Genomic DNA, 25,915 nt, shown 5'->3' with positions numbered 1-25,915 from the left:
CCCCGCTCTGACGCGGTCGTCCCGCGCAGCGACCGCACTCACTGCTGCCGGCTTGGGCGGATCTGTCCGATCCGAGGTGCGCCGTGATGCCGGACTTCTCCTGATCCTGGCAGGGCCGAACGGGTGAACTCACCCGTTCGGCGTGCTCAGCGTCCTCAGTTTATTCTCACTCAACGTGGCGGCCAGTATGCAGAGCGTTATATTGGCCGCGAAAGTGATCACACTGTGTGGTTGCTCGGGAACTGTCGGCGGGGGCCTGTGGGGCGAGTGTCCCCGCGGACGGCGGTCTGAGGGAGCGGGATGGGACGTACGGCTGGAGGCCCGAGCCTGCGCGGTCTCGCGCGCAGCCGGACGCTGCTCCCGACGTCCGTGGTCACGGTCCTCGCCGTCGTCTTCGCGTTCTTCGTCTCGATGCCCACCGCGTCCGGTGTGGTCGTCGACGGCATGGACTACTCGTTCAACCAGGTCGTCAACGGTGACTTCATCACCACCGGCAACGGCGTGCTCGGGTGCTCGGGGCAGACCAACTGCACGAACTTGAACAGCGCCAACCCGGGCGCCGTCTACAACGACGACCTCATCATGCGGTCCGTGGACATGGACTCGGTCGCCAGCACCTACAACTCCACCTCGGCATCGGTGACCGTGCCCAACGGCGCCAAGGTCGTCAAGGCGATGCTCTACTGGATGGGCAACACCGGCGCCACGACCGATGCCAACGGCGTCAACTGGGTCACCGGGACCTACGCCTTCTCCTGCAGCACGCGCTTCACCACCGGCACCCAGGCGTCCTTGGCGGCGAACCAGCCGTCCAGCCCGATCGGCCAGCCGGTCAAGCTCAGCGTCGGTGGTGCCGGTTACGTCGACGTGAACTACGAGTCGCTGGCCGCCGAGTCCCAGTCGCAGCTGGGTCCGAGACAGAGCCAGTACTACTCCGCCCAGGCCGACGTCACGAACGCCTTCTCGAGCCTCGCCACCGGCACCCCGCAGACCATCACGGTGGGCAACGTCTGGGCCCCGCAGGGCAACAACTGCGCGGGCGGCTGGGGCCTCACCCTCGTCTACGACTTCGGCAAGTCGACCTACGGCGCCACCAACACCTACGCCCGTCAGGTCGCCATCTACGACGGGCATCTGCGTCAGTTCCAGGGCGACGCGCCGGTCTACGCGCAGCTGCAGGCGACCGCCGTCTCGACCGGCGCCAAGGCGTCCTACATCCTGATGGAGGGTGACGGCGGCATCACCGGTGACGGCGCGATCTACCAGAGCGTCAGCACCACCGGTGCCTACGGGGCGGCACAGGGGATCACGGGCGCCTCGGGTGTGGCTGCGACATCCACCGGCACCGGGGCCGGCGCCGCCCCGAGCGGCGGCAACGTGGGCGTGTCCTTCGCCGACGGGGCGGCCCCCCTGACCAATATGACCAACGGGCAGTTCAGCAGCTCGAGCTCCGGAGCGGTGAGCGGCGCCCTCCCCACCACCCAGACGAGCGTCGCCGGCTCCTACAACGCCAGCATCGACGCCCACACGGTCGCGCTGCCGGCGGTGACGACCGGATCGACGGCCGTGCGGCTCGGGTTCAACTCGACCCAGGACAGCTATCTGTTCAAGGCGGCCGCCATCTCGGTGCCGGTGGCCAGCTTCACGATCACCAAGTCGGCCGCGAGCGGCAATGACGCCCAGACCGTCAACCAGGGTGACGCACCCTCGTTCACCATCACGGTCCGCAACGACAGCTCCGCCGACATGACCGGCGTGACCGTCGCCGACCAGCTGGCCCCCGCGTGCGCGCGGACCACCGCGTTCACCGTGCAACCGGGCAACCCGGTCACGTGGACGTGCTCGGGACCGAACGCGACCGACAGCTACACGAACTCCGCGACGGCGACCGGCAAGGACGGCGCCGGCAACACCCAGACGGTCACGGACACGACCCAGGTCACGGTCCTCACGCCCAAGCTGGACGCGTCCAAGTCCGGTGGCACGATCACCGGCCCGGACGCGAGCGGTAACTACACGGTCACCTACAACGTCACCCTGGCCAACACCGGCCAGGGCTACGCCGTCGTCGGCCCCCTCGTGGACACCCCCACGTTCGCCGGCAACCTGGCGATCCAGAGCACGGCCTGGACGGGCACCGGCGGTGGCGCGACGGGTGGCTCGGTCAGCGGCGCCGGCACGGCCAACCTGGTGCCGGCCGGCACCAAGATCAACGCCGGCACCACCATGACCTGGACGGTCACCTCGACGTTCAGGTTCACCGACCAGAACGCGGCGACGACCTGTAACGGACCCGGCACCGGGCTCTACAACAGCGTGAGCCTGCAGGGTGGCTCGGACACCGTGAGCACCAACAACGCGGCCTGCGTCAACCCGCCCGTGCGGACCCCGCAGATCGACGCCGTCAAGCGTGCCGGCACCGTGACCGGGCCGGCCGCCGACGGCTCCTACACGGCGACCTACACCGTGACCGTCACCAACTCCGGTCTCGTGGACGGTACGTACGGACCGCTCACCGACACCCCGGCCTTCTCCTCGAACCTGCAGGTCGACTCCGCGACCTGGACGGGGTCGGGTCCCGGAGCACCGGCCGGCTCCAACGCGGTCGGCGCAGGGCCTTACACCCTGGCGCCCGCCAGCACCTACCTGGCCGCCGGTGCGACGCACACCTACGCCATCACCGAGAAGTTCCACTTCAAGGACAACAACGTCGCGACCGCCTGCGATCTGGCGCTGCCGGGCACCGGTCTCTACAACTCGGTGTCGGTGACCGGTGACATCAAGACCAGCAACAACATGGCCTGCATCGAGCCGCCCACGCCGCCGACGGTGACGATCGCGCTCGACAAGCAGGCCGGCCCGATCCAGGACCTCAACGGCAGCGGCAAGCAGGACGCGGGCGACACCATCGCCTACAGCTTCGTCGTCACCAACACCTCCGCGGTCAACCTCGACACGGTCACGTTGTCGGACGCCAAGCTCGGCCTGACCAACGTGGCGTGCGGCACGGGCATCCTCGCCCCGGGCGCGTCCCGGACCTGCAGCACCGTCACCTACACCCTGACCCAGGCGGACGTCACCGCCGGTGGGGTGACCAACACCGCGACCGCCAGCGGCAAGTCACCGAACGGCACCGCCACCGCGACCGGCCAGGACTCCACGACCAGCTCGATCGTCGCCGGCCCGGGCATCTCGCTCAACAAGAGCGCCAGCGTCATCAACGACCTGGACGGCAACGGGCCGGACGCCGGCGACCAGGTGACCTACACGTTCAAGGTCACCAACACCGGAAACCTCAACATGACCGGTGTCCTGATCAACGACAGCAAGCTCGGGATCAGCAACCTCAACTGTGGGGCGGTCAACGTCGGCCAGTCGGTCACCTGCACGGCCCCGGCGCCCTACACCCTGACCCAGGTCGACGTGGACGCGGGCACGGTCGCCAACACCGCGAACGCGCAGGGCACCGACACCGCGGGCGGCAAGAGCTCGGCCACGAACACGGCGACGGTGACCATCCCGCCGAGCCCGTCGGTGCTGCTGGACAAGCAGGCCGGCGCCATCAGCGACGTCAACGGCAACGGCCGCATCGACGTGGGCGACACCATCGCCTTCTCGTTCCTGGTCAAGAACACCGGCACGGTGACGCTCAACCCGGTCACCGTGAGCGACCCCAGCCTCGGCATCTCCAACGCGACCTGTGGCACCGGCGGCCTCGCTCCCGGCGCGACGGTCAGCTGCCCGACCGCGTCGCACTCGATCACCCAGACCGACCTGGACTCCGGCTCGTACAACAACAACGCCACCGCCCAGGGCCGTAGCCCGTCCGGCACGGTCGTGCAGTCCACGGACGCCTCGTCCAACGTCGTGAGCGGCACCTCGCACATCACGCTGAAGAAGACCGCGGGCGCGGTCGTCGACGCGAACAACAACGGCCAGACGGACGCGGGCGACGCGATCACCTACAGCTTCCTGGTGACCAACGACGGCTCGGTCTCGGTGACCAACGTCCTGCTCAGCGACTCCACCCTCGGCCTCAACCGGGTCGCCTGCGGCACCGGATCGCTCGCGCCCAACACCAGCCGGTCGTGCGCCCAGGCGACCTATCGGCTCACCCAGTTCGACATCGACTCCGGCGCCGTCGCCAACACGGCCAACGCCTACGCCCAGCCCCCGACCGGCAACGAGGTCGGTGCGACCAGCAGCGCCTCGTCCTCGGTCGGCGCCACGTCCGCGCTGCAGCTCACCAAGACCGCCGGTGCCGTCACCGACACCAACGGCAACGGCGTGACCGACCCGGGCGACACGGTCGCCTACACCTTCGCCGTCAAGAACACCGGCGCGGTCACCTTGACCAACGTCTCGATCACCGACACGAAGCTGAGCGGCTCGGACATCGCCTGCGGGACCGGGCCACTCACCCCCGGCGCGACGCGCGACTGCGGGACCACCGTGAGCTACCGGCTCACCCAGGCCGACATCGACGCGGGCAAGGTCGACAACACGGCGCGCGCCCACGCCTACAACGCCTCCGGGGCGCTCATCGAAGGCGTGGCCACGGCGAGCAAGCCGGTGACCACCAGCCCGAAGGTGCTGCTGGACAAGCAGGTCGTCGCCTCCGGCAACGCCGGCACCACGCCCGTCACCGACGTGAACGGCAACGGCCGGGTCGACGTCGGCGACAAGATCACCTACCGCTTCGTCATCACGAACACGGGCAACGTCACGCTCAACCCGGTGCAGCTGGTCGACGCCAAGCTGAGCCAGAACTACTCGACCTGCCTGTCCTCGCCCCTCGCACCCGGTGCGACGGCGAACTGCCCGGACTACACCTACACGCTGACCCAGGCGGACGTGGACGCCGGGACGCTGGACAACACGGCGACCATCCACGCGCGCTCCCCGCAGAACGTCGACGTCGTCTCCACCGACTCGACCTCGACCACCCTGCCGCCGAAGGTGTCGCTCACGCTGGCCAAGACCGCGTCCTACACCGACACCAACGGCAACGGCACGCGCGACGCGGGTGACACCGCGACCTACAACTTCACCGTCGTCAACACCGGCAACGTGTCGCTGAAGTCGGTGCAGCTCACCGACGCCACGCTGGGCCTCGCGGGCGTCGCCTGCGACGCCACCGCCACCACCGTGCTCGAGCCGGGGCAGTCGCGACAGTGCACGCCGCGCGACCACACCCTGACCCAGGCCGACGTCGACGCGGGCAACGTCCACAACGACGCGTCCGTCCTCGGCACGGCCAACGACCCGGCCGGCACCGCCGCTGCCGCGACCGCGATGGCCGACGTGCCGATCACCCCGATCCCGAGCCTGACGGTCGACAAGGTGGACAGCGCGCCCGTCGACACCAACAACAGCGGCCGGGTCGACGCCGGTGACACGGTGACCTACACGTTCTCGATCACCAACACCGGCAACGTGTCGCTGTCCAACCTCACCCTGACCGACGGCAAGCTGGGGCTCGCGGGCGCCGCCTGCCTGAGCAGTGACACCACGCCGCTCGCGCCGAAGGCCACCCGGACCTGCACGGCCAAGGCGTACGTGATCACGACGACCGACATGGACGCCGGTGCGCTCAACAACACGGCCACGGCGTCCGGCCGCTCGCCCAAGGGCGTCACCGTGACCGGCAGCGACTCCACCTCGCGCCAGCTGGCCGCGGCCACCGGGCTCACCCTCGACAAGCAGCGCTCGGCGCTCTCCGACCCCGACAACAACGGCCCCGACGCCGGTGACACGATCACCTACACCTTCGTCGTCACCAACACCGGCACGGTCTCGCTCAACCCCGTGACCATCACCGACGCCAAGCTCGGCCTCAACGCCGTCGACTGTGGAGTCGGCGCGGTCCCGGCCGGTGCGACCCGGACCTGCACGGTGAGCCGCACCTACACCCTCACCCAGGCCGACAGCAACGCCGGCAAGGTGGTCAACACCGCCACCGCGATCGGCACCCCGCCGTCCGGCGCCCAGGTGTCCGGCACCGACACCGAGACGGCCGACTTCAGCACGACGATCGCCCCGCCGTCGGTCGGCGTCGACAAGACCGCGTCGCCGATCGCGGACGCCAACGCCAACGGCCGCCGCGATGCCGGTGACACCATCACGTTCACCTACACGATCATCAACACCGGCACCGTGACGCTGACCAACCCGAAGGTCACCGACGCCCAGCTCGGCCTCAACGGCGTCGCGTGCACCCCGGCGACCCCGCTCGACCCGGGCGTCTCGCGCGAGTGCTACCAGAAGGTCTACACGCTCACCCAGGCCGACGTGGACGCGGGCAGCTACGACAACTCGGCGACCGCGACCGCGGCCGGTCCGACCGGCACGGTGGCCACCTCCCCGGTGGACACGACGTCGACGTCGATCACCCAGACTCGTGGCCTGGCCCTCGACAAGACCGCCAACGCGGTGGTCGACGCCAACGGCAACGGCCGGACCGATGCGGGCGACACCATCACCTACCGGTTCTACGTGACCAACACCGGCACGGTGACGCTCACGAACCTGCAGCTCACCGACGCGAAGCTGGGCCTGAACCAGGTGACCTGTGGCACCGGCACGCTGGCGCCGGGCGCCTCGACCTACTGCTTCACCGGTGGGCACGTCTACACCGTCACCCAGGCCGACCTGAACGCCGCCCAGGTCGTCAACAATGCGTCCGTCTCGGGCACGCCGCCCACCGGCGCGGCGCTGATCGCGTCCGACTCGGTGACGACCCCGCTCATCACGCGGCCGTCCTACACCTTCAACAAGTCGGCCAACCCGGTCGTCGACGCCAACGCCTCGGGCAAGCAGGATGCCGGCGACACCGTCACCTACACCTTCACCGTCGTGAACACCGGCACCGTGTCGCTCTACCCGGTCACCATCACGGACAACATGCTCGGCATGGCCGCCGCGCCGTGCGGCACCGGGCCGCTGGCGCCGGGTGAGTCGCGCACCTGCACGTCGCCCGTCTACACCCTGACCCAGGCGGACATGAACGCCGGCTCGGTCAACAACACGGCGACCGCGAGCGCGACGACGCCCGACAACACGGTCGTCCCCGCCACCGACTCGGCGTCGGTGACGCTCACCCCGGCGACGACGATCACCCTGGACAAGCAGTCGGTCGTCAACCCGCAGACCGGCTCGGACATCAACGACGCGAACACCAGCGGCGTGCAGGACGCCGGCGACACGATCCAGTACCGCTTCCTCGTCAAGAACACCGGCACCGTCACGCTGAACGACGTGCGACTGACCGACCCCAAGGCCGGTCTCGCCAACGTGACCTGCGGCACCGGTGAGCTCCTGCCCGGCCAGACGCGCGAGTGCACCGCCGTGCTCTACGCGCTCACCACCGTCGACGTCGACGCGGGGAAGGCCGTCAACGTCGCCACCGTCTCGGCGAAGAACCAGTCCGGCACGGTCTACACCGCCACGGACGACGTGACCTCGCCGATCGAGGACAAGCCGGCGCTGCTGTTCGACAAGACCAACTCGCCGATCCGGGACACCAACGGGTCCGGTCGCCAGGACCCCGGCGACCAGCTGACCTACAGCTTCCGGGTGACCAACGTCGGCAACACGACCGTCGTCGACCCGCAGATCACCGACCCCACCTCTGGCTACTCCTACTCCTGCACGGGCGACCCGACCACCACGATCGCGCCCGGGGCCTACGTCAACTGCACGAGCTTCGTGTGGACGCTGACCCAGGCGAACTTCGACGCCGGCACGATGACGAACACCGCGTCCGTCTCGGCCACCTCGGTCCGCGGGACCAAGACCCCGCCGGCGACCGACGTCACGTCGATCCAGCTCAACGCCAACGGCGGGCTGGAGCTCACCAAGACCGCCTCGTCGCTCACCGACACCAACAACGACGGCAGGATCGGCGCCGGCGACACGATCACCTACACGTTCTTGGTCAAGAACACCGGCACGCTCACGCTGAGTGGCGTCACGGTGACCGACCCCAAGATCGGGGTCAACGACCCCTGTGGCACGGGCGACCTCGCCCCCGGTGACACGCGCTCGTGCGGCATCACCAAGGCCTATGTCGTGACCCAGGCGGACGCCAACGACGGCCGGGTGGCCAACAGCGCGACCGTGTCGGCGAAGACCCCGTCCGGGGACACCCAGACCAACGGCGCCACGACGACCACCCCCATCGCGGCCAAGCCCGACCTGACGTTCGACAAGAGCGTGTCCCCGGCGACCGTCACCGCCGTCGGCCAGACCGCGACCTACGCGTTCACGGTCACCAACACCGGCAACGTCACCCTCACCCCGGTCACCATCAGCGACGGCCGCCTCGGGCTGAACGCCCAGGCGTGCGGCGGTGCGCTCGCCCCGGGGGAGACGCGCAGCTGCAACCCGGTGACCTACCAGGCCACCCAGGCCGACGTCGACGCCGGCACCATCGACAACACCGCCTCGGCGACGGCGCAGCCGCCCACCGGCACGGCGCTCACCCGCAACGACACCGCCACGGTCACCGTCGTCGCGCCGACCAGCCTGGCCCTGGCCAAGACCGCGGCCAGCGTCGTCGACGCCAACTCGACCGGCCGCAACGACCTCGGCGACACCGTCGAGTACACCTTCAAGGTCACCAACACCGGCACGAAGACCCTCTCGAGCGTCGTCCTCAACGACGCCAAGCTCGGTCTCACCAACGTCGCCTGTGGGACCGGACCGCTCGCCCCCGGGGCGACGCGCACCTGCGACATCGGCACGCGGTCGGTCTACACCGTGACCGTGGCGGACGTGAACGCCGGCAGCGTCGTGAACAGCGCGACCTCCTCGGCGAAGGACCCGAGCGGTGCCACCGTCACCAGCCCGGCCTCGTCGGCGACCGTGACGGTCGCGCAGGCCCCGGCGCTCACGCTCGACAAGACCGCCGGCACGATCATGGACATCGACGGCAACGGCACGGATGTCGGCGACACGGTGACCTACCGGTTCACGATCACCAACAGCGGCAACGTCACCATCAGCGCGCCGACCCTCACCGATGCCACCGCCGGGCTGGCGGGCACCGCGTGCGGCGCGAACCCGCTGGCGCCGGGGGAGTCGCGGATCTGCTCCGCCGTCTCGCACACCCTCACCCAGGCCGAGGTCGACGCGGGCACCCTCGACAACAGCGCCACGGCGTCCGGCAAGGACCCGTCGGGTGCCACGGTGACCAGCCCGCCCGACACGACGTCGACCGACACCAGTGGCCAGTCGCGGATCACCCTCGCCAAGGCCGCGGGCACGGTCAACGACGCCAACGGCAACGGTCGCCAGGACGCGGGTGACACCATCGCCTACACGTTCACCGTGACCAACGCCGGCACCACCACCGTGCACGACGTCCTGGTGAGCGACCCCAAGCTCGGGATCACCAACCTGGCCTGTGCCACGACCCTCGCGCCGGGTGGTGTCGCGACCTGCCAGGCGACCGCGCCCTACGTCGTCACCCAGGCGGACATGAACGTCGGCACGGTCGTCAACACCGCCTCCGCCACCGCGCTCGACCCCACGAACGCGCTCATCAGCGCCACCGCCCGAGCCACCGTGCCGCTCGCCACCACGTCCGCCCTGGCGCTGGACAAGGTCGCCGGGGTGCCCACCGACGCGAACAACGACGGCGTGCCCGCCGCCGGGGACTCGATCACCTACACCTTCACGGTCACCAACACCGGCACCTCGACCCTGACCAACGTCACGGTGACCGACCCCAGCCTGAACGTCACCGGTGCGCCCTGTGCCGCCACCCTGCAGCCCGGCGAGTCGGCCAGCTGCCCGGCGCGCACCTACGTGATCACCCAGACGGACGCCAACGCGGGCACCAAGGACAACTCGGCGACCAGCACGGGCACCAACCCGTCCGGCGCCACGATCGTGGGCACGGACACGGCCTCGACGCCCATCGCCGCGCGCACGTCCATCGCGCTGACCAAGACGGCCGCGCCGGTCCAGGACACCAACGCCAACGGGCTGAACGCCGGTGACCCCATGGTCTACTCGTTCCGGGTGACGAACACCGGCACGGTGTCGATCAAGACCGTCACCCTGACCGACAACAAGCTCGGCCTGTCGAACGTCACCTGTGGCGCGGGCCAGCTCGACCCGGGCACGTTCGTGGACTGCACCGCCGTCAGCTACACGACGACCCAGGCCGACTGGGACGCCGGCAAGGTCGTCAACTCGGCCACCGCCACCGGTACGCCGATCAACGGTGCGGCGGTCACCTCGATCGCCAACGTCACGACGAACCTGCCGGTCTCGACCTCGGCCACCCTCAACAAGGTCGACGGCCCGGTGTCGGACATCGACGGCAACGGCGTCGACGTGGGCGACCAGATCGCCTACTCGTTCACGGTGACCAACACCGGCAGCGTCTCGCTCGACCCGGTGACCATCACCGACACCAAGCTGGCCCTCTCGGGGGCGGCCTGCGGCACCACACCGCTCGCCCCGGGTGAGGTCCGGCGCTGCCCGGCCAAGGTCTACACGCTGACGCAGGCCGACATCGACTCGGGCACCATCGACAACTCGGCGACGGCCACCTTGACCCGCCCCGACGGCACGACGTTCGCCTCCACCGACACGACGTCCAAGGTGCTCGTCCGCGCCAACTCGCTCGACCTGGTCAAGACGGCCTCGGCCATCCAGGACGGCAACGGCAACGGGGTCACCGACGCCGGTGACTGGGTGCCCTACACGTTCGCGGTCACCAACACCGGCACGACGACCCTCACCAACGTCAGCATCGCCGACCCCACGGTCTTTGCGGGCGACCTCGCCTGCGCGAAGACCACGCTGGCCCCCGGCGAGCGGGTGGTGTGTGCCACCAAGGCCTATGTGCTGACCCAGGCCGACGTGGACGCCGGCACGCACACCAACAACGCCTCCGCCGCGGGCACCGCGCCCGACGGCTCCCTGGCCACGGACACCGCCTCGGTGACCACCCCCATCGACCGCACCTCGACCCTGTTCTTCGACAAGACGGTCGTCGCCCTCGGGGACACGAACTCCAACGACGCGGACGACCCCGGTGACACGATCACCTACAGCTTCACGGTGACCAACACCGGCAACACCACGATGACCAACCTGCGCATCAGCGACTCCAAGCTGGGTCCGACGCCGGTGGTCTGCGGCACCGGCGACTTCCTCCCCGGCGAGACGCGGACCTGCCAGGTCACGACGACGAACCGCTACACGATCACCCAGGCCGACATCGACGCCGGCGCGGTCAACAACACGGCCACGGCGAGCGCGACCATCATCGGTGGTGCCACCCGCTCGGTGACCGACTCGACGTCGACGCCGATGCGCCAGAACGTCGGTCTGACGCTGAAGAAGACCGGTGTGTGGGTGGACGTCAACAACGACGGCGTGATGAACGTCGGCGACCGGATCGACTACACGCTGGTCGGCAAGAACACCGGCAACGTCACGTTGACGGACGTGCGCAAGAACGACCCGGCGATCAACATCAACAACGCGTTGTGCGGCAACGGGATCCTGGCTCCGGGTGAGGAGCGCACCTGCTACCCGTCGGACTACAGCACGACGGGCCGGCTGCGCTACCACGACCTGACTCAGGCGGACATCGACGCCGGCTCCTACCGCAACGACGCGACGCTGACCGGCACCAAGCCGGACGGCACCAAGATCGTCGCGCCGTCGACCTTCATCGAGCCGATCACGCGCTCGAGCAGCTTCACCTTCGACAAGGTCGCCGGCTCGGTCATCGACGTGGACGGCAACGGTCCCGACGCGGGTGACACCATCACCTACACCTTCTCGGTGACCAACACCGGCAACACCTCGCTCAACCCCGTCACCTTCACCGACACCAAGCTCGGGATCAACGCCCAGGCATGCGGTGGCACCGCCCTGCTGCCCAAGGAGGTCAGGGCCTGCCCGGCCAAGACCTACACGCTCACCCAGGCCGACATCGACGCCGGCTCGGTCAACAACCTGGCCACGGTCGTCGCCACCGACCCCACCGGGCAGGTCCTCAGCCAGACCGACAACACCTCGACCACCACGTCCGGCCAGACAGCGATGTCGGTGGTCAAGACCGCCGGCGCCGTCACCGACCTCGACGGCAACGGCACCGACGCCGGTGACACCGTGAGCTACACCATCGTGGTCACCAACATCGGCACCGAGTCGCTGAGCGCGGTCACCATCACCGACGCCAAGCTGGGCGTGACGGCCGAGGCGTGCGGCTCGGGCACCCTCGCGCCGCAGCAGTCGGTGACCTGCCAGACGCACGTCTACACCCTCACCCAGGCCGACATCGACGCGGGCCGGGTCGACAACACCGCGAGCGCGACCGCTTCCGGGCCCCAACCCGGGTCCACCGTCACGGCCCCGTCCGGCCTGGTCTCCAAGCCGCTCACCCAGACCGCCACGGTCACCGTCGACAAGCAGGCCGGTGCGCTCGTCGACACCGACGGCAACGGCCCGGACGCGGGCGACACGGTGACCTACACCTTCGTGGTGAAGAACACCGGCAACGTCACCTTGAACCCGGTCGGCGTGACCGACGCCCGCATCGGCCTGTCGGCCGACTGCGGAACCCTGCTGCCCGGTGAGGTGAAGACCTGCTCCACCACGGTCTATGCCCTGACCCAGGCCGACGTGAACAGCGGCGTCATCGACAACGTCGCGACCGTCTCCGGGCAGCCGCCGCTCGGCAACCCGGTCACCTCCACTGACACCACCTCCACCGCCATCACCTCGGCCCCGAAGCTGTCGATGACCAAGGCAGCCGGCACCCCCAACGACGTCAACGGCAACGGCATGATCGACGCCGGCGACACGGTGACCTACACCTTCTCGGTCACCAACACGGGCAACGTCTCGCTGACCAATGTCAACGTCTCCGACGCCAAGGTGGGGCTCGTGGGGCAGGCCTGCGGCTCGGCCACCGTGGCCCTGAACCCCGGCGACACCCGCACCGGGTGCATCAGCAAGACCTATGTGCTCAAGCAGGCCGACATCGACGCCCGCCAGGTGCTCAACACCGCCACCGCGTCCGGCACCCCGCCGAGCGGCGCGGACGTCAACGCGCCCGCCTCCGCGACCGTCACCCTCGCCGAGAAGCCGCTGCTCGAGCTGGACAAGCGCGCCGGCACGGTGGTCGACGCCAACAGCAGCGGCGTCGTCGACGCAGGCGACACCGTGCTCTACACCTTCGTCGTCACCAACACCGGCAACGTGACCCTCGGGTCGGTCACCTACGACGACCCGGTCGCCGGCATCAGCAACCTCGCCTGCGGCTCCGGACCGCTCGCCCCCGGCGAGTCGCGCTCGTGCGCCTCGCGCACCGTGACGCTCACCCAGGCCATGCTCGACAAGGGCTCCCTGGACAACGCCGCGACGGCCCGCGCCACCGCCCCCAGCGGTGCGACGACGACCGGCTCGGACACCACGTCCACCACCCTGGTCGCGGCGCCCGGCATCACGCTCACCAAGCGGGCCGGCTCGATCGCCGACTCCAACGGCACCGGGCGGACCGACGCCGGTGACCGGGTGGTCTACACCTTCACGGTGCGCAACTCCGGCAACGTGACCCTCGCCCCGGTGACCTACGACGACCCGATCCTCGGGATCACCGGCGCGGCCTGCGTCGCATCCCTGGCGCCCGGCGCCACCGCGACCTGCCCGGCCAAGACCTACACGCTGACCCAGGCCGACCTGGACGCCAACCAGGTCAGCAACACGGCGTCGGTGACCGGCACCGCTCCCGACGGGACCAAGCCGGCCAACACCTCGACCCAGCTGCTGACCGTGCCCGAGGCCCGCAGCGTGGCCCTGGACAAGGTCGCGGGCACCGTCGTCGACGTCAACAACAACGGGCGGCGCGACGTGGGTGACACCATCACCTACACCCTGAGCGCCACCAACTCCGGCACCGTCACGCTCGCCTCGGTGACGGTCAGCGACCCGCGCCTCGGGCTCAGCAACGTGGCCTGCGGCGGCACCGCCCTCGCCCCCGGCGAGACCCGGCTGTGCTCGACCCGGACCTACGCCCTGACCCAGGCCGACGTGGACGCCGGCACCGTCGACAACCTCGCCACCGCGGTCGGCACCGACACCCAGGGCGACACCACCACGCCGGCGACCGACACCACGTCGACGACCCTGGCCCAGGTGCCGCAGGTGACGCTGACCAAGACGGCCGGCACCCCCAACGACGTCAACGGCAACGGCCTGGTCGACGCCGGTGACACCGTCACCTACTCCTTCCAGGTGGTCAACACGGGCTCGGTCACGATGACGAACGTCGTCGTCTCCGACGCCAAGCTCGGCCTCACCACCGTCGCCTGCGGCAGCGGGCCGCTGGCGCCGGGTGGCACCCGCGCCTGCCCGGACGCGTCCTACACGATCACCCAGGCCGACGTGGACGCCGGCAAGGTCGTCAACAACGCGGTCGCCTCGGCCACGCCGCCCAACGGGATCGCCGTGACCTCGCCGTCCTCGGTGACCATCACGCCGAACGTCGTCAAGACGATGAGCTTCGTCAAGACCGCGTCGACCGTCAACGACACCGACGGCAACGGACCCGACGCCGGTGACTCCGTGGTCTACACCTTCACCGTGCGCAACACCGGCTCGGTGACCCTGGACCCGATCACCCTCAGCGACCCCTTGCTGCGGTTCGTCAACCAGCCGTGCGGCACCACCCCGCTGGCGCCCGGTGACAGCCGGGTGTGCGCGACGCCGACCTATCAGCTGACCCAGGCCGACGTCGACAAGGGGTCGGTCGTCAACACCGCGTCCACCACGGCGAGGACCCCCGACGGCTCGACGATCACCCAGACCTCCGGTGTCACCGTCTCGACCCCGGGCAGCGCCTCGATCGCCCTGGACAAGGCGGCCAGCCAGATCGCCGACAGCAACACCAACCAGCGCGTCGACGTCGGCGACACGATCACCTACACCTTCCAGGTCACCAACACGGGGACCGAGACGCTGAACCTGCTCACGCTGAGCGACGCCAAGCTCGGCCTCGACGCGACCAGCTGCGGCACCGGGACCCTCGCCCCGGGCGCCAGCCGGTCCTGCACGTCCTCGGCCTACCGGTTGACGCAGGCCGATCTGAACGCCGGCACCGTCAACAACGCCGCCACGATCCACGCGACCGACCCGCACGGCGGCGACGTGTCGAGCCCCGACTCGACGTCGACGCCGGTCCCCGAGGCCCCGGCGCTGGTCCTCACCAAGACCGCCGGGTCGATCAAGGACGTCAACGGCAACGGCGTGCAGGACGTCGGCGACACCATCGACTACACCTTCTCGGTGCGCAACAGCGGCACGGTGAGCCTGTCGCCGGTGACCTACGTCGACCCGCTGTTCTCCTCGACGCCGGTGGCCTGCGGCACCACGCCGCTCGACCCCGGTGGGGTCCGCAGCTGCGGCACGCGGACCTATGCCCTGACGCTGGCCGACCTCAACGCCAATGGCGTCACCAACACGGCGACCGCGAGCGGCACCTCGCCCGCGGGCACCACGGTCACCTCGCCGTCGCAGACCTACACGCCGATCAGCGCGGTGCGCACCATCGCCATGGACAAGACCTCGGGCGCCATCCAGGACACCAGCGGGGACGGCGTCGTCGGCAACGCGGGCGACACCATCACCTATCGCTTCGTGGTGACCAACACCGGCAACCTGACCCTGCACGACGTGCGCTACAGCGACGCGCGGCTCGGCATCATCGACGCCCTGTGCGGCACCGACGTGCTGGACCCGGGCCAGACCCGCGAGTGCGACCCGCTCACCTACACCCTCACCCAGTCCGACCTGGACACCGTGGTGACCCGGGGTGACGGCAGCAAGGGCGCGGCGGTCATCAACACCGCCGTGGCCAGCGGCCTGACGCCGCGCGACATCAAGGTCACCGGCTCGGACACGGTCGAGAACAAGCTCACCGAGCGGCCCCTCATGTCCTTCGACAAGGTCGCGGGTGCGGTCTTCGACACCGACAGCTCGGGCGGCCCGAGCGTCGGGGACACCATCCGGTACACCTTCTCGGTGACCAACACCGGCAACGTGACGATCAACAACCTCACGCTCACCGACACCAAGCTCTCACTGGTCAACGTCGCCTGCTCGGCCGCCCCGCTGGCGCCCGGCGCCACCGTCGCCTGCCAGCCGGTCACCTACACGCTCAAGCAGACCGACATCGACGCGGGCGTGGTCAACAACTCCGCCACGGTCGCCGGCACGAGCGCCCTCGGCACGGCCATGACCGCCGGCGACGGCACCTCCACCCCGATCGTGCAGAAGCCGGGCGTGGACCTGACCAAGGCCATCGGCTCGGTCGCCGACAACGGGGACGGCATCGTCGGCGCCGGTGACGTGGTGACCTACACCTTCCACGTGGTCAACACGGGCAACGTCACGCTGAACCCCCTGACCTACACCGACGCACGGCTCGGCCTCACCAACGTCGCGTGCGGGGGCGCCCTGGCGCCCGGCGAGGCGCGGGACTGCACGTCCAAGAGCTACGTCCGCACCCAGGCCGACGTGGACGCCGGCACCATCGTCAACACGGCCACCGCGACGGGCACCTACGGCTCGGGCCAGACCGTGACCGACAGCTCCACCGTCACCCTCAACGCCCGCGCCACGATCGTCCTGGACAAGGTCGCCGGCACCCTGCAGGACGTCGACGGCAACGGTCCGGACGCCGGTGACCAGGTGCTCTACAGCTTCACCGTGCGCAACACCGGCACCGTGACGCTGACCTCGGTCAGCATGAACGACGCCAAGCTCGGCCTCGCGGGCGTGCCCTGCTCGCCGATGCCGCTCGCACCGGGCGCGACCGCCTCGTGCCCCGACAAGCTCTACACGCTGACCCAGGCCGACGCGAACGCCGGCGCCGTCAACAACACCGCCTCGGCGCAGGGCATCGCGAACCTCAACGGCGCCCGCACGCCGATCGTCTACGACTCGACGACCACCGACGTGCCGCGGACCCCGTCGATCGCGCTGGACAAGGTCGCCTCGGTCGTCTCGGACACCAACGCCAGCAACCGCAAGGACGCCGGCGACCGCGTGACCTACAGCTTCGTGGTCACCAACACCGGCAACACCAGCCTCACCACGGTCACCCTCACCGACCCGACGCTCGGCCTCACCGTGGCCTGCGGCACGAGCGCGCTCGAGCCGGGCCAGACCCGGTCGTGCACGCCGGTGACCCACGTCATCACGCAGGCCGAGATGGACGCCGGTGCGCTGGACAACCTCGCGACCATCACCGGCACCGACCCGACGGGCGCCAAGGTCACCGGCACCGACGGCACCAGCACGCTGCTGGAGGAGGGCCCGGCCCTCACCCTGGACAAGAAGGCCTCGACCATCGCCGACACCAACGGCAACGGGCTGCAGGACGTTGGCGACACGATCACCTACACCTTCACCATCACCAACCCCGGGTCGGTGACGATGTCCGGCGTCGCCCTCACCGACGCCAAGGTCGGCATCGACCACGTCACCTGCCAGACCGCCACGCTCGCGCCCGGCGCGACCGCGACCTGCACCCGGACCTACCGGCTGACCCTCGCGGACCTCAACGCCAACGCGGTGCGCAACACCGCCACGGTCGCGGGCTCCTCCCCGGCGGGCACCGTGCTGACCTCGACCGCCTCGACCGTCTCGACCATCACCCCCGTGCGGGCCATGACGCTCACCAAGACGGCCGGCCCGGTGCGCGACACCGGTGGTGACGGCATCGTGGGCAACGCGGGCGACACCATCGACTACGGCTTCGTCGTCAAGAACACCGGCAACCTGTCGCTCAGCAGCGTGACCCTCACCGACGCCCGGCTCGGCCTGTCGGCGGTCGCCTGCGACGACGCCAACGACTCCAACGCCACGCTGGACCCGGGCGCGAGCCGGACCTGCGCCTCGCACACCTACACGCTCACCCAGGCCGACGTGGACCAGCAGGTCACCCGCGGCGACAGCACCGTGGGCCCGGCCGTGCTCAACACGGCCCGCGCCACCGCGGTGACCCCGGGCGGTGCCGCCGTCAACGCCACCAGCTCGACCGAGACCAAGCTGGCACCGACCAGCAGCCTGGTGCTCGACAAGAGCAGCGGCGGCGTGGTCGACGCCGACGGCAACGGCCCGGACGCCGGTGACACCATCACCTTCACCTTCAAGGTCACCAACACCGGCACCTACAGCCTCTACCCGGTCACCATCTCCGACCCCAAGACCGGCATGGTCGCCGCCTCGTGCGGGATCGAGCCGCTGGCGCCGGGAGCGACGGTGACCTGCCCGGCCCGCACCATCACCCTGACCCAGGCCGACATCGACTCGGGCACCTACAACAACACGGCCACGGCCACCGGCACCGACCCCGCCAACAAGAAGGTGACCTCTACCGACAGCACGTCCAACGTGGTCGAGGGCACCGTCAGCATCGCGATGGTCAAGACCGGCTCGACCCTGGTGGACACCAACCGCGACGGCCGCGTCGGTGCGGGTGACTCGATGACCTACACCTTCACCGTCACCAACACCGGCACGACCTCGGTGAACAACGTCACGATCACCGACGCCAAGCTCAAGCTGACCAACGCGGCCTGCGGCCTGGCCACCGACGTGCTGGCGCCCGGGGCGACCCGCACCTGCCCGGTGACGACCTACCTGGCCACCCAGGCCGACGCGGACGCCGGACAGATCGTCAACGACGCCACCGCCGCGGCGATCGGGCTCAACGGGGCCAGGACGCGGGTCAACGCGCAGTCCCGGTTCGTCCGCGCCATCACCTCGGCGCCGTCGATCGCGCTGGACAAGGTCGGCAGCACGCCGACCGACACCAACGGCAACGGCATCGCCGGCGACGCGGGCCACGCCGCCCAGAGCACGCCGGTCGCCGTTCCCGCCCTCGCGCCGGACCGCATCACCTACACCTTCACGGTGACCAACACCGGCAACGTCACGCTCAGCACCGTGCAGCTGACCGACGCGCACGTCGGCACCGGCCCGATGACCTGCGCCAAGACGACGCTGGCCCCGGGGCAGTCCGCCACCTGCACCCGTGACGGCCAGGTCGAGCAGGCCGACGTGGACGCCCAGGTGCTCGTCAACCGGGCGACCGTGGCCGGCACCGCCCCGGACGGCACCGTGGTGGACGCCGCCGACTCGGTGACCACGCCGCTGGTCGCCAAGGCCGCCCTCACCCTGGTGAAGTCGCACGACGGCGCCACCTCGGCCAACCCGACGGCCACCCGCACGGTCGACGTCAACAACAGCGGTGCGGTCGACGCCGGGGACACCCTGCAGTACACCTTCCTCGTCACCAACACCGGTAGCGCGTCGCTCACCACGGTCTACTTCAGCGACCCGCGGATCGGCATCAACAACGCGATCTGCGGCACCACGGCACTGCTGCCGGGCGAGGCGCGCTACTGCACCACGCCGCCCTACACCATCACCCAGAACGACATCTCGTTCGGCCACATCGACAACACGGCGACCGCCGACGCGGCCGTGCCGCCGGGCGTCACCGCGCCGGACCAGGTGTCCTCGACCGACCAGGCGGTCATCGCCGGCACGCCCAACGCCTCGCTGGCGAAGACGGAGAACTGGAACGACCTGGACGCCGACGGCCATGTCGACCCGGGCGAGACGATCACCTACGCCTTCACCATCACCAACACCGGCAACGTGCCGCTGACCAGCCTGACCATCACCGACCCGAAGCTGGGCATGAACGGTGACGCCTGCCTGCTCGGCACCGAGACCCCGATCCTGATGCCGGCCCGCAGCCAGATCTGCTCGCCGCGCACCTACACCATCACGGCGCAGGACATCCTCACCGCGGAGCTGGACGGCACCCAGGTCATCCCGAACGATGCCACCGCCGTGGTGGGCTCGGCCTTCGGCCCGGCCACCTCGCCGAACGCCCACGCGGAGACCAAGGCCGAGGCCTACTCGCGGCTGGTGCTCGACAAGACGGTCACGGTCACGGACGTCAACGGCAACGGCCAGGTCGACCCCGGCGACATCGCGACCTACGGCTTCACCATGACCAACGACGGCAACCTGCGGGTCGACAACCCGGCCATCAGTGACCCGATGCTGTCGAGCGAGCCCATCGCGTGCCTCAACGGCGCGGAGACCAAGGCGCTCGCCCCGCACGAGAAGCGCGTCTGCGGCATGTTGCGTCCGGACGGCACCACCGGCCTCACCATGCCCTACGTCCTCACCCAGGCCGACATCCTCGCGGGCACCGTGACCAACACGGCCACCACGATGGGCGCCCTGCCCGAGGGCGTCACCACCGTCGCGCTGACGCCGGTCAGCGACACCGCCGACCTGGCGACCAGGCCGACCGCGACGCTGACCGTCGACAAGAGCGCGAGCGACGTGCTGGACGTCATCCGCAACGGCAAGCAGGACCCGGGCGACACGATCCGCTACACCTTCGTGGTCACCAACACCGGCAACGTCCCGCTGACCGATGTGAGCGTCACCGACGCCGTCGCGGGCTACCCGGCCGACGCACCGCTGGCCTGCCCCGACGCGAGCGACCCGACCCGCGCCCTGGCCCCCGGCCAGTCGCGCACCTGCCCGGTGGCGACCAAGGTGCTCGCCGAGTCCGACTTCGCCAACGGCACCGTCGAGAACGTCGCCGAGGCGACCGCGACGCCGCCCGACGGCTCCGGGCTGGACGCCCCCGCCGACACCGACTCCACGTCCACGGCGCTCAACGGCACGCCGCGGGTCGCGATCGACAAGATCGCGGGCCCGGTGGTCGACGCCAACAGGAACGGCCAGAAGGACGCCGGCGACCGGATCACGTTCACCTTCCGGGTGACCAACACCGGCGCGGTGGCCCTGGACCCGATCGTGGTCGAGGACCCCTACCTCGGTCTCTCCGGCACCAAGGCGCTGACCTGCGGCCAGGGCCCGCTGCAGCCGAGCCAGAGCCGCAGCTGCTCGACGACCTACACGATCACCCTCGGTGACCAGGCGGCCGGCTCGATCGACAACTTTGCGACCGTCAAGGGCGTCGGCCAGGTGGCGGGCGGCGGCGACGCCGTCGTCCGCGCCGAGGACCAGACCTCGACCGCGATCACCAAGATCACCTCGGTGGCCCGCCCCGGCCTGCCCGGTGGCGTCGTCACCGGCCCGGGCAACCCCGGCCTGGTCGGCCTGCCGCAGCTGCCCCCGGGCTACACCTGGATCGGCGTCCCGCCGGGCGTCCACGGCGGTCCGATCTACGTCCTCGGTCCGGACGGCAAGCTGGTGCGGGTCGACCCACGCACCGGCATGATCCTCGCCCACACCGGCGCGGACGTGTGGACCACGCTGCTGGCCGGCCTCGGCCTGCTCGCCGCGGGTCTGGCCCTGGTGATCCTCGCCGCGCGGCGCAGACGCGGACAGACCGCCTGATCTCCTACCAACTCCCTACGCAACGTAGTAGCGTGATTACGCACAGTGCGCAGCGCTGGCTCGAGTCTCCGGAAGGAAGCAGGACTGACATGCTCGTTCGACGCCCGGCGTGGATCTACGCGGGAGCTGCCCTGACCGCAGCGGTCGCCCTCAGCGGGTGCTCGGGCTCCGGCGGAGACGCCGCACCCAGCACCGCCGCCTCGGCGAAGGTCACCATCAACGACGCCGGGATCTCCCCGAAGGACCTCGCGACCCCGCCCGCGCTCAAGGACGTCGAGGGGGCCCGCAAGGACTTGACGATGGACGGGCAGTGCGACACCAAGCTGGGCGACCAGAAGGTCACGGGGACGCTGAAGTCCTCGGCCAAGGAGGCCCGCGACTACGTCATCGTCATCAACTGGGTGCACGGCTCGGACGTCATGGGTCGCGCGGTCAAGCTGCTCGAGAAGGTGCAGCCCGGTCAGGAGGTCAAGGTCGAGCTGACCACCAAGCTCACCAAGGCCGCCGACGGCTGCACGGTCAACGTCACCCGCGGTCAGAAGGCGTGACGGTAGACCGTCCGCCCGCCAGGCGGGTCACCTCGTCCGCCAGCGCGCGCACCTGGTCGGCGTAGAACCGCAGCGGCCGCTCGTCGTGGGCGAAGCCGCTCAGCATGACGCCGACGCTGGAGCGCCCGTCGGCGTCGAAGGTCGGCGCCCACACGCTGATGACGTCCGGCAGCGCAGCCGTCGGCTGGTCCAGCGTGTCCTCGGTCGGGACGTACTCGCGCGGGTCGGCAGCGAGCTGCTGCCACGCCTGCCGCTCGACGGAGGTGAGGCTCTCGCCCGACACCGGGCGGGAGGCCAGCAACCCCTCGGTGTGCGGGACGGGCTGACGCAGCCCGAGACCGAAGCCTGCCGCCCGGATGGCGGCCAGAGCGGCCCGGAAGTCGGCGCGCTCGAAGTCGGCGACCTGCGCCAGCCAGCGCTCCTGGTCGGCCTCCGACCCGAACGCCACCCACCAGGCGCCGAGCGGGGCCTGGAGCGGCACCACCTCGCCGATGGCCCGGGTGGGGACGCGCGGGTCGGCGGGGGAGCCGGCCCCGGCGAGCATGGTGAGCCCGTCCCACCCGACGCGGGCGGCGACCACCTGGCAGCCGCTGGCCTCGGCGACCTGCTCGATGCGGGTGCGGGCCTGGTCGATGAGCCGCTGCTCGGGACGCGTCTGCAGGTCGGTGACCATCATGTGCGGTGAGAACCGCCCGAAGCCGCCCTGAAAGAACAGCAGCGGCACGCCGGGCTCCTGGACGTCCAGGTCGCGCACCCGGCCGATGGCGATGTGGTGGTCGCCCGCCTCGTGCACGGTCTCGAGGTCGCAGTCGATCCAGGCGACCGCGCCGTCGATGATGGGGGACCCGGTCTCCGCCGGGTGCCAGGCCACGCCCGCGAACTTGTCGGCGGAGCGAGACGCGAGGGCCCGGCAGGTGGACTCCTGGTTCGCGGACAGCACGTTGATGCAGAAGTGGCCGCTGGACCGGATCCGGGCCCAGCTGTAGGACGTCGTCGCGGGCAGGAAGGCGACCAGTGGGGGGTCGAGCGACACCGACGTGAAGGTGCCGACGACCATGCCGACCGGCTCGCCGTCGACCAGACCGGTGACGGCGCACACGCCGGTGGGGTAGAGGCCGAGCACCTGGCGGAACCAGGCCGGGTCGTGCGCGCGCGAGGCGTCGACGGTCATCCGCTGCGGTCCTTTCCGGAGGTAGACCTCTCCAACCTAGCGCCGGTCCGTCGCCTCGGGTCGACGGTTGCGACGGGTGGACACGCGGGCGGCTTCGCGTGCGGTCCGGCCGGGGCGCGACCGGCCGGGGCGCGGCCGGCCGACGCGCGGCCGGCCGACGCGCACGGTGAGGGCGCGGGTGAGCACCGAGAGGTCCAGCCGCGGCACCGCGGCGAAGGCGTCGCCGTCCAGCTGTACCGGCATCGGCCGGTCGGGGACGACCTCGAGCCGCGCCGCGCGCTCGTAGTGCAGTCCGCTCAGCGGCTCGGGCACGGCTCGGTGCGACAGCCCGGTCGCGGCCACCCCGACCCACCGGTGTGGCAGCATGGGTTGCACGGTCAGCACGTCGAGCACGCCGTCGTCGTAGCGCGCGTCGGGAAACACCGTGGCGCCCAAGGGAATCCGGCCGCAGTTGCCGGCGAGGACGCTCCACGCCCGCACCGAGACCGGCGGTCGGCCACCGATCTGCAGGGTCATCGGCACGCCCCGACGGCCCAGCCGGCGCAGCCCCGACGCGAAGTAGGCCCCCCAGCCGATCCGCTGCTTCAGCTCCGGGCGGGTGGCCAGCACCGTCTCGGCGTCCCACCCGATGCCGGCGACGACGAGGAACAGGTGCCGCTCGGTGGGCTCCCCGAACCGGGCGACCCCGACGTCGACGGCCGTCGTCGCGCCGTCGAGCGCGACCTGGATCGCGTGCTCCACCTGCCGGCGTCGCCCGCCCCGGGACATGGCCCGGTGGGGGATGGCCAGGGACAGGTTGCGCGCGAAGAGGTTGGCCGTGCCGAGCGGCACGATGCCGAGCGGCACCCGGCGGGGCGAGTCCACGAGGGCGTGCACCACTTCGCGCACGGTGCCGTCGCCGCCCACGACCACGATCGCCGTGCAGTCGCCCTGCAGCGCCTCGCGCGCCTGCGTCGCCCCCGGCTCCGCCACGGTCGTGAGGTGCACCACCGGCTCGAACCCCCGGGCCCGCACGGCCGCCTCGACCAGGCCTCGGGCCTCGGCGGCGCCGGGCTTGGACGGGTTGAGGACGATGGCCACCCGCTCGTCGGTCGTCGGTCTCGCGGGCTCGTCCATGCGCCCATCTTGCCGTGCCCCCTCTGGCCGCGCGGGGTCTACCGCGGAGCGTGGGCGTCCGGTCGCGGCCCCGGGTAACCGTGTGATCCGTGTCCCACCCCCGCGAGCGTCCTTGCCGACCGCGGACGGCCCTCCTAGGGTGGCGGCACCTGCTCCTTGCTGGGATCGACCCGCCGCGCACCCTGCGGCACCAGGTCGCGACCTCGAGCCGTAGATCCACCGGCCGCCTCCAGCGCTGCACCACCCGAGCGCCCCTCGAGCCCCGCTCGAGAGCCGCCCTGCCGAAGGATCACACCATGTGCGCGCAGCCCGCCTGCACCCTCCCCGACCACACCCAGCCCGATCACCTGCAGCCCGACGCCATGCAGCCCGACGCCATGCAGCCCGACGCCATGCAGCCCGCGTTCGACCCGACCGACCCGGTCTTCGCCCTGCACCTCGGCGGCAAGCTTGAGACGAACCTGCGCGTGCCGCTACGGGACACCACGGACCTGTCGATGGCCTACAGCCCGGGGGTCGCCCGGGTGTGCGAGGCGATCGCGCAGGACCAGTCGCTGGTGCGCAGCTACACCCGGGTGGGACGCACCATCGCGGTGGTGAGCGACGGCACCGCCGTGCTCGGTCTCGGCAACATCGGCCCGGAGGCCGCGATGCCGGTGATGGAGGGCAAGGCGATGCTCTTCAAGCACTTCGCGGGCATCGACTCGGTGCCGATCTGCCTGGACACGACTGACGTCGACCAGATCGTGGAGACGGTGGCGGCGCTCGCACCGAGCTTCGGCGGGATCAACCTCGAGGACATCAGCGCGCCGCGGTGCTTCGAGGTGGAGCGACGGCTGCAGGAACGCCTGGACATCCCGGTCTTCCACGACGACCAGCACGGCACGGCCATCGTCACGCTGGCAGCCCTCACCAACGCGGCCAAGGCGCTCGGGCGTGACCTCGCGGGGCTGCGCGTCGTGGTGCAGGGCGCGGGCGCTGCCGGCGTGGCCATCGCCGAGGCGCTGCTGCACGCGGGGGTCGAGGACCTGATCGTGTGCAACCGCAAGGGCATCATCGGGTTCGAGCAGCAGCCCGGTCTGCCGGACCACCTGACCGACATCGCCCGGCGCGCGAACCCACGCAACGTGTTCGGCGACCTCGCCGCAGCCCTGGTCGACGCCGAGGTGTTCATCGGCGTCTCCGGGGGCCAGGTGCCCGAGGAGTGGGTGGCGCGGATGGCTCCGGACGCGGTGATCTTCGGGCTGGCCAACCCCAACCCCGAGGTGCCCATCGAGGTGGCGCACCGGCACGCCGCCATCGTCGCGACCGGGCGCAGCGACTACCCCAACCAGGTCAACAACGTGCTCGCCTTCCCAGGCATCTTCAAGGGTGCCCTCGACTGCGGGGCGGCGCAGATCTCCGCGGGGATGAAGCTCGCCGCCGCGCAGGCCATCGCGGACTGCGTGCCCGACCCGACGCCGGAGCGGATCATCCCCGGGCCGTTCGAGCCCGGTGTCGTGGCTGCCGTGTCGTCGGCCGTGGCGGCGGCGGCTCGCGCCGAGGGCGTCGCTCGTCACTGAGCGTCAATGACGCTTATCCGAATGCACTCAGATGAGAAATGGGTGGCAATTTTGGCGGGATATGATCGCTTTCTGTAGGATGTGAATGG

General features: G+C 70.5%; 5 protein-coding genes. 3 read left to right on the top strand and 2 right to left on the bottom strand.

Annotated elements, in window-relative coordinates:
• Positions 1-300 precede the first annotated feature (300 nt).
• Entirely contained in the window at positions 301-21,429 is a 21,129-nt protein-coding gene (locus MM440_RS01480; RefSeq protein ID WP_241441426.1) for a DUF7507 domain-containing protein, read from the top strand.
• Between the two features lie 89 nt (positions 21,430-21,518).
• On the top strand, positions 21,519-21,977 hold the full coding sequence (locus MM440_RS01475; RefSeq protein WP_241441425.1) for a hypothetical protein: 459 nt from the start codon (positions 21,519-21,521) through the stop codon (positions 21,975-21,977).
• Here MM440_RS01475 and MM440_RS01470 read toward each other — a convergent pair.
• The gene (locus MM440_RS01470; protein ID WP_241441424.1) at positions 21,955-23,148 is read right to left on the bottom strand and encodes a flavin reductase family protein; all 1,194 of its coding nucleotides are present in this window, start codon (positions 23,146-23,148) and stop codon (positions 21,955-21,957) included. The genes MM440_RS01475 and MM440_RS01470 overlap by 23 nt on opposite strands.
• Positions 23,149-23,184: 36 nt before the next feature.
• Positions 23,185-24,264, bottom strand: a complete 1,080-nt coding sequence (locus MM440_RS01465; protein WP_241441423.1) for a diacylglycerol/lipid kinase family protein — start codon at positions 24,262-24,264, stop codon at positions 23,185-23,187.
• A 296-nt stretch (positions 24,265-24,560) separates the two neighbouring features.
• On the opposite strand from MM440_RS01465, the gene MM440_RS01460 reads away from it, so the two are divergent.
• A complete protein-coding gene (locus tag MM440_RS01460; RefSeq protein WP_420914116.1) occupies positions 24,561-25,826 on the top strand; it encodes an NAD(P)-dependent malic enzyme in 1,266 nt (421 codons plus the stop codon).
• Positions 25,827-25,915: the final 89 nt, after the last annotated feature.

Origin of the sequence: Arsenicicoccus piscis, from assembly GCF_022568835.1 — a bacterium.
GTDB classification, from domain to species: Bacteria; Actinomycetota; Actinomycetes; order Actinomycetales; family Dermatophilaceae; genus Arsenicicoccus; species Arsenicicoccus piscis.
This window is presented reverse-complemented; position numbering and strand designations above follow the sequence as displayed.

Bases quoted from the DNA above. Each gene is read 5' to 3' on its own strand.
- MM440_RS01480 (WP_241441426.1), top strand. From the start codon at position 301: ATGGGACGTACGGCTGGAGGCCCGAGCCTGCGCGGTCTCGCGCGCAGC.
- MM440_RS01475 (WP_241441425.1), top strand. From the start codon at position 21,519: ATGCTCGTTCGACGCCCGGCGTGGATCTACGCGGGAGCTGCCCTGACC.
- MM440_RS01470 (WP_241441424.1), bottom strand. From the start codon at position 23,148: ATGACCGTCGACGCCTCGCGCGCGCACGACCCGGCCTGGTTCCGCCAG.
- MM440_RS01465 (WP_241441423.1), bottom strand. From the start codon at position 24,264: ATGGACGAGCCCGCGAGACCGACGACCGACGAGCGGGTGGCCATCGTC.
- MM440_RS01460 (WP_420914116.1), top strand. From the start codon at position 24,561: ATGTGCGCGCAGCCCGCCTGCACCCTCCCCGACCACACCCAGCCCGAT.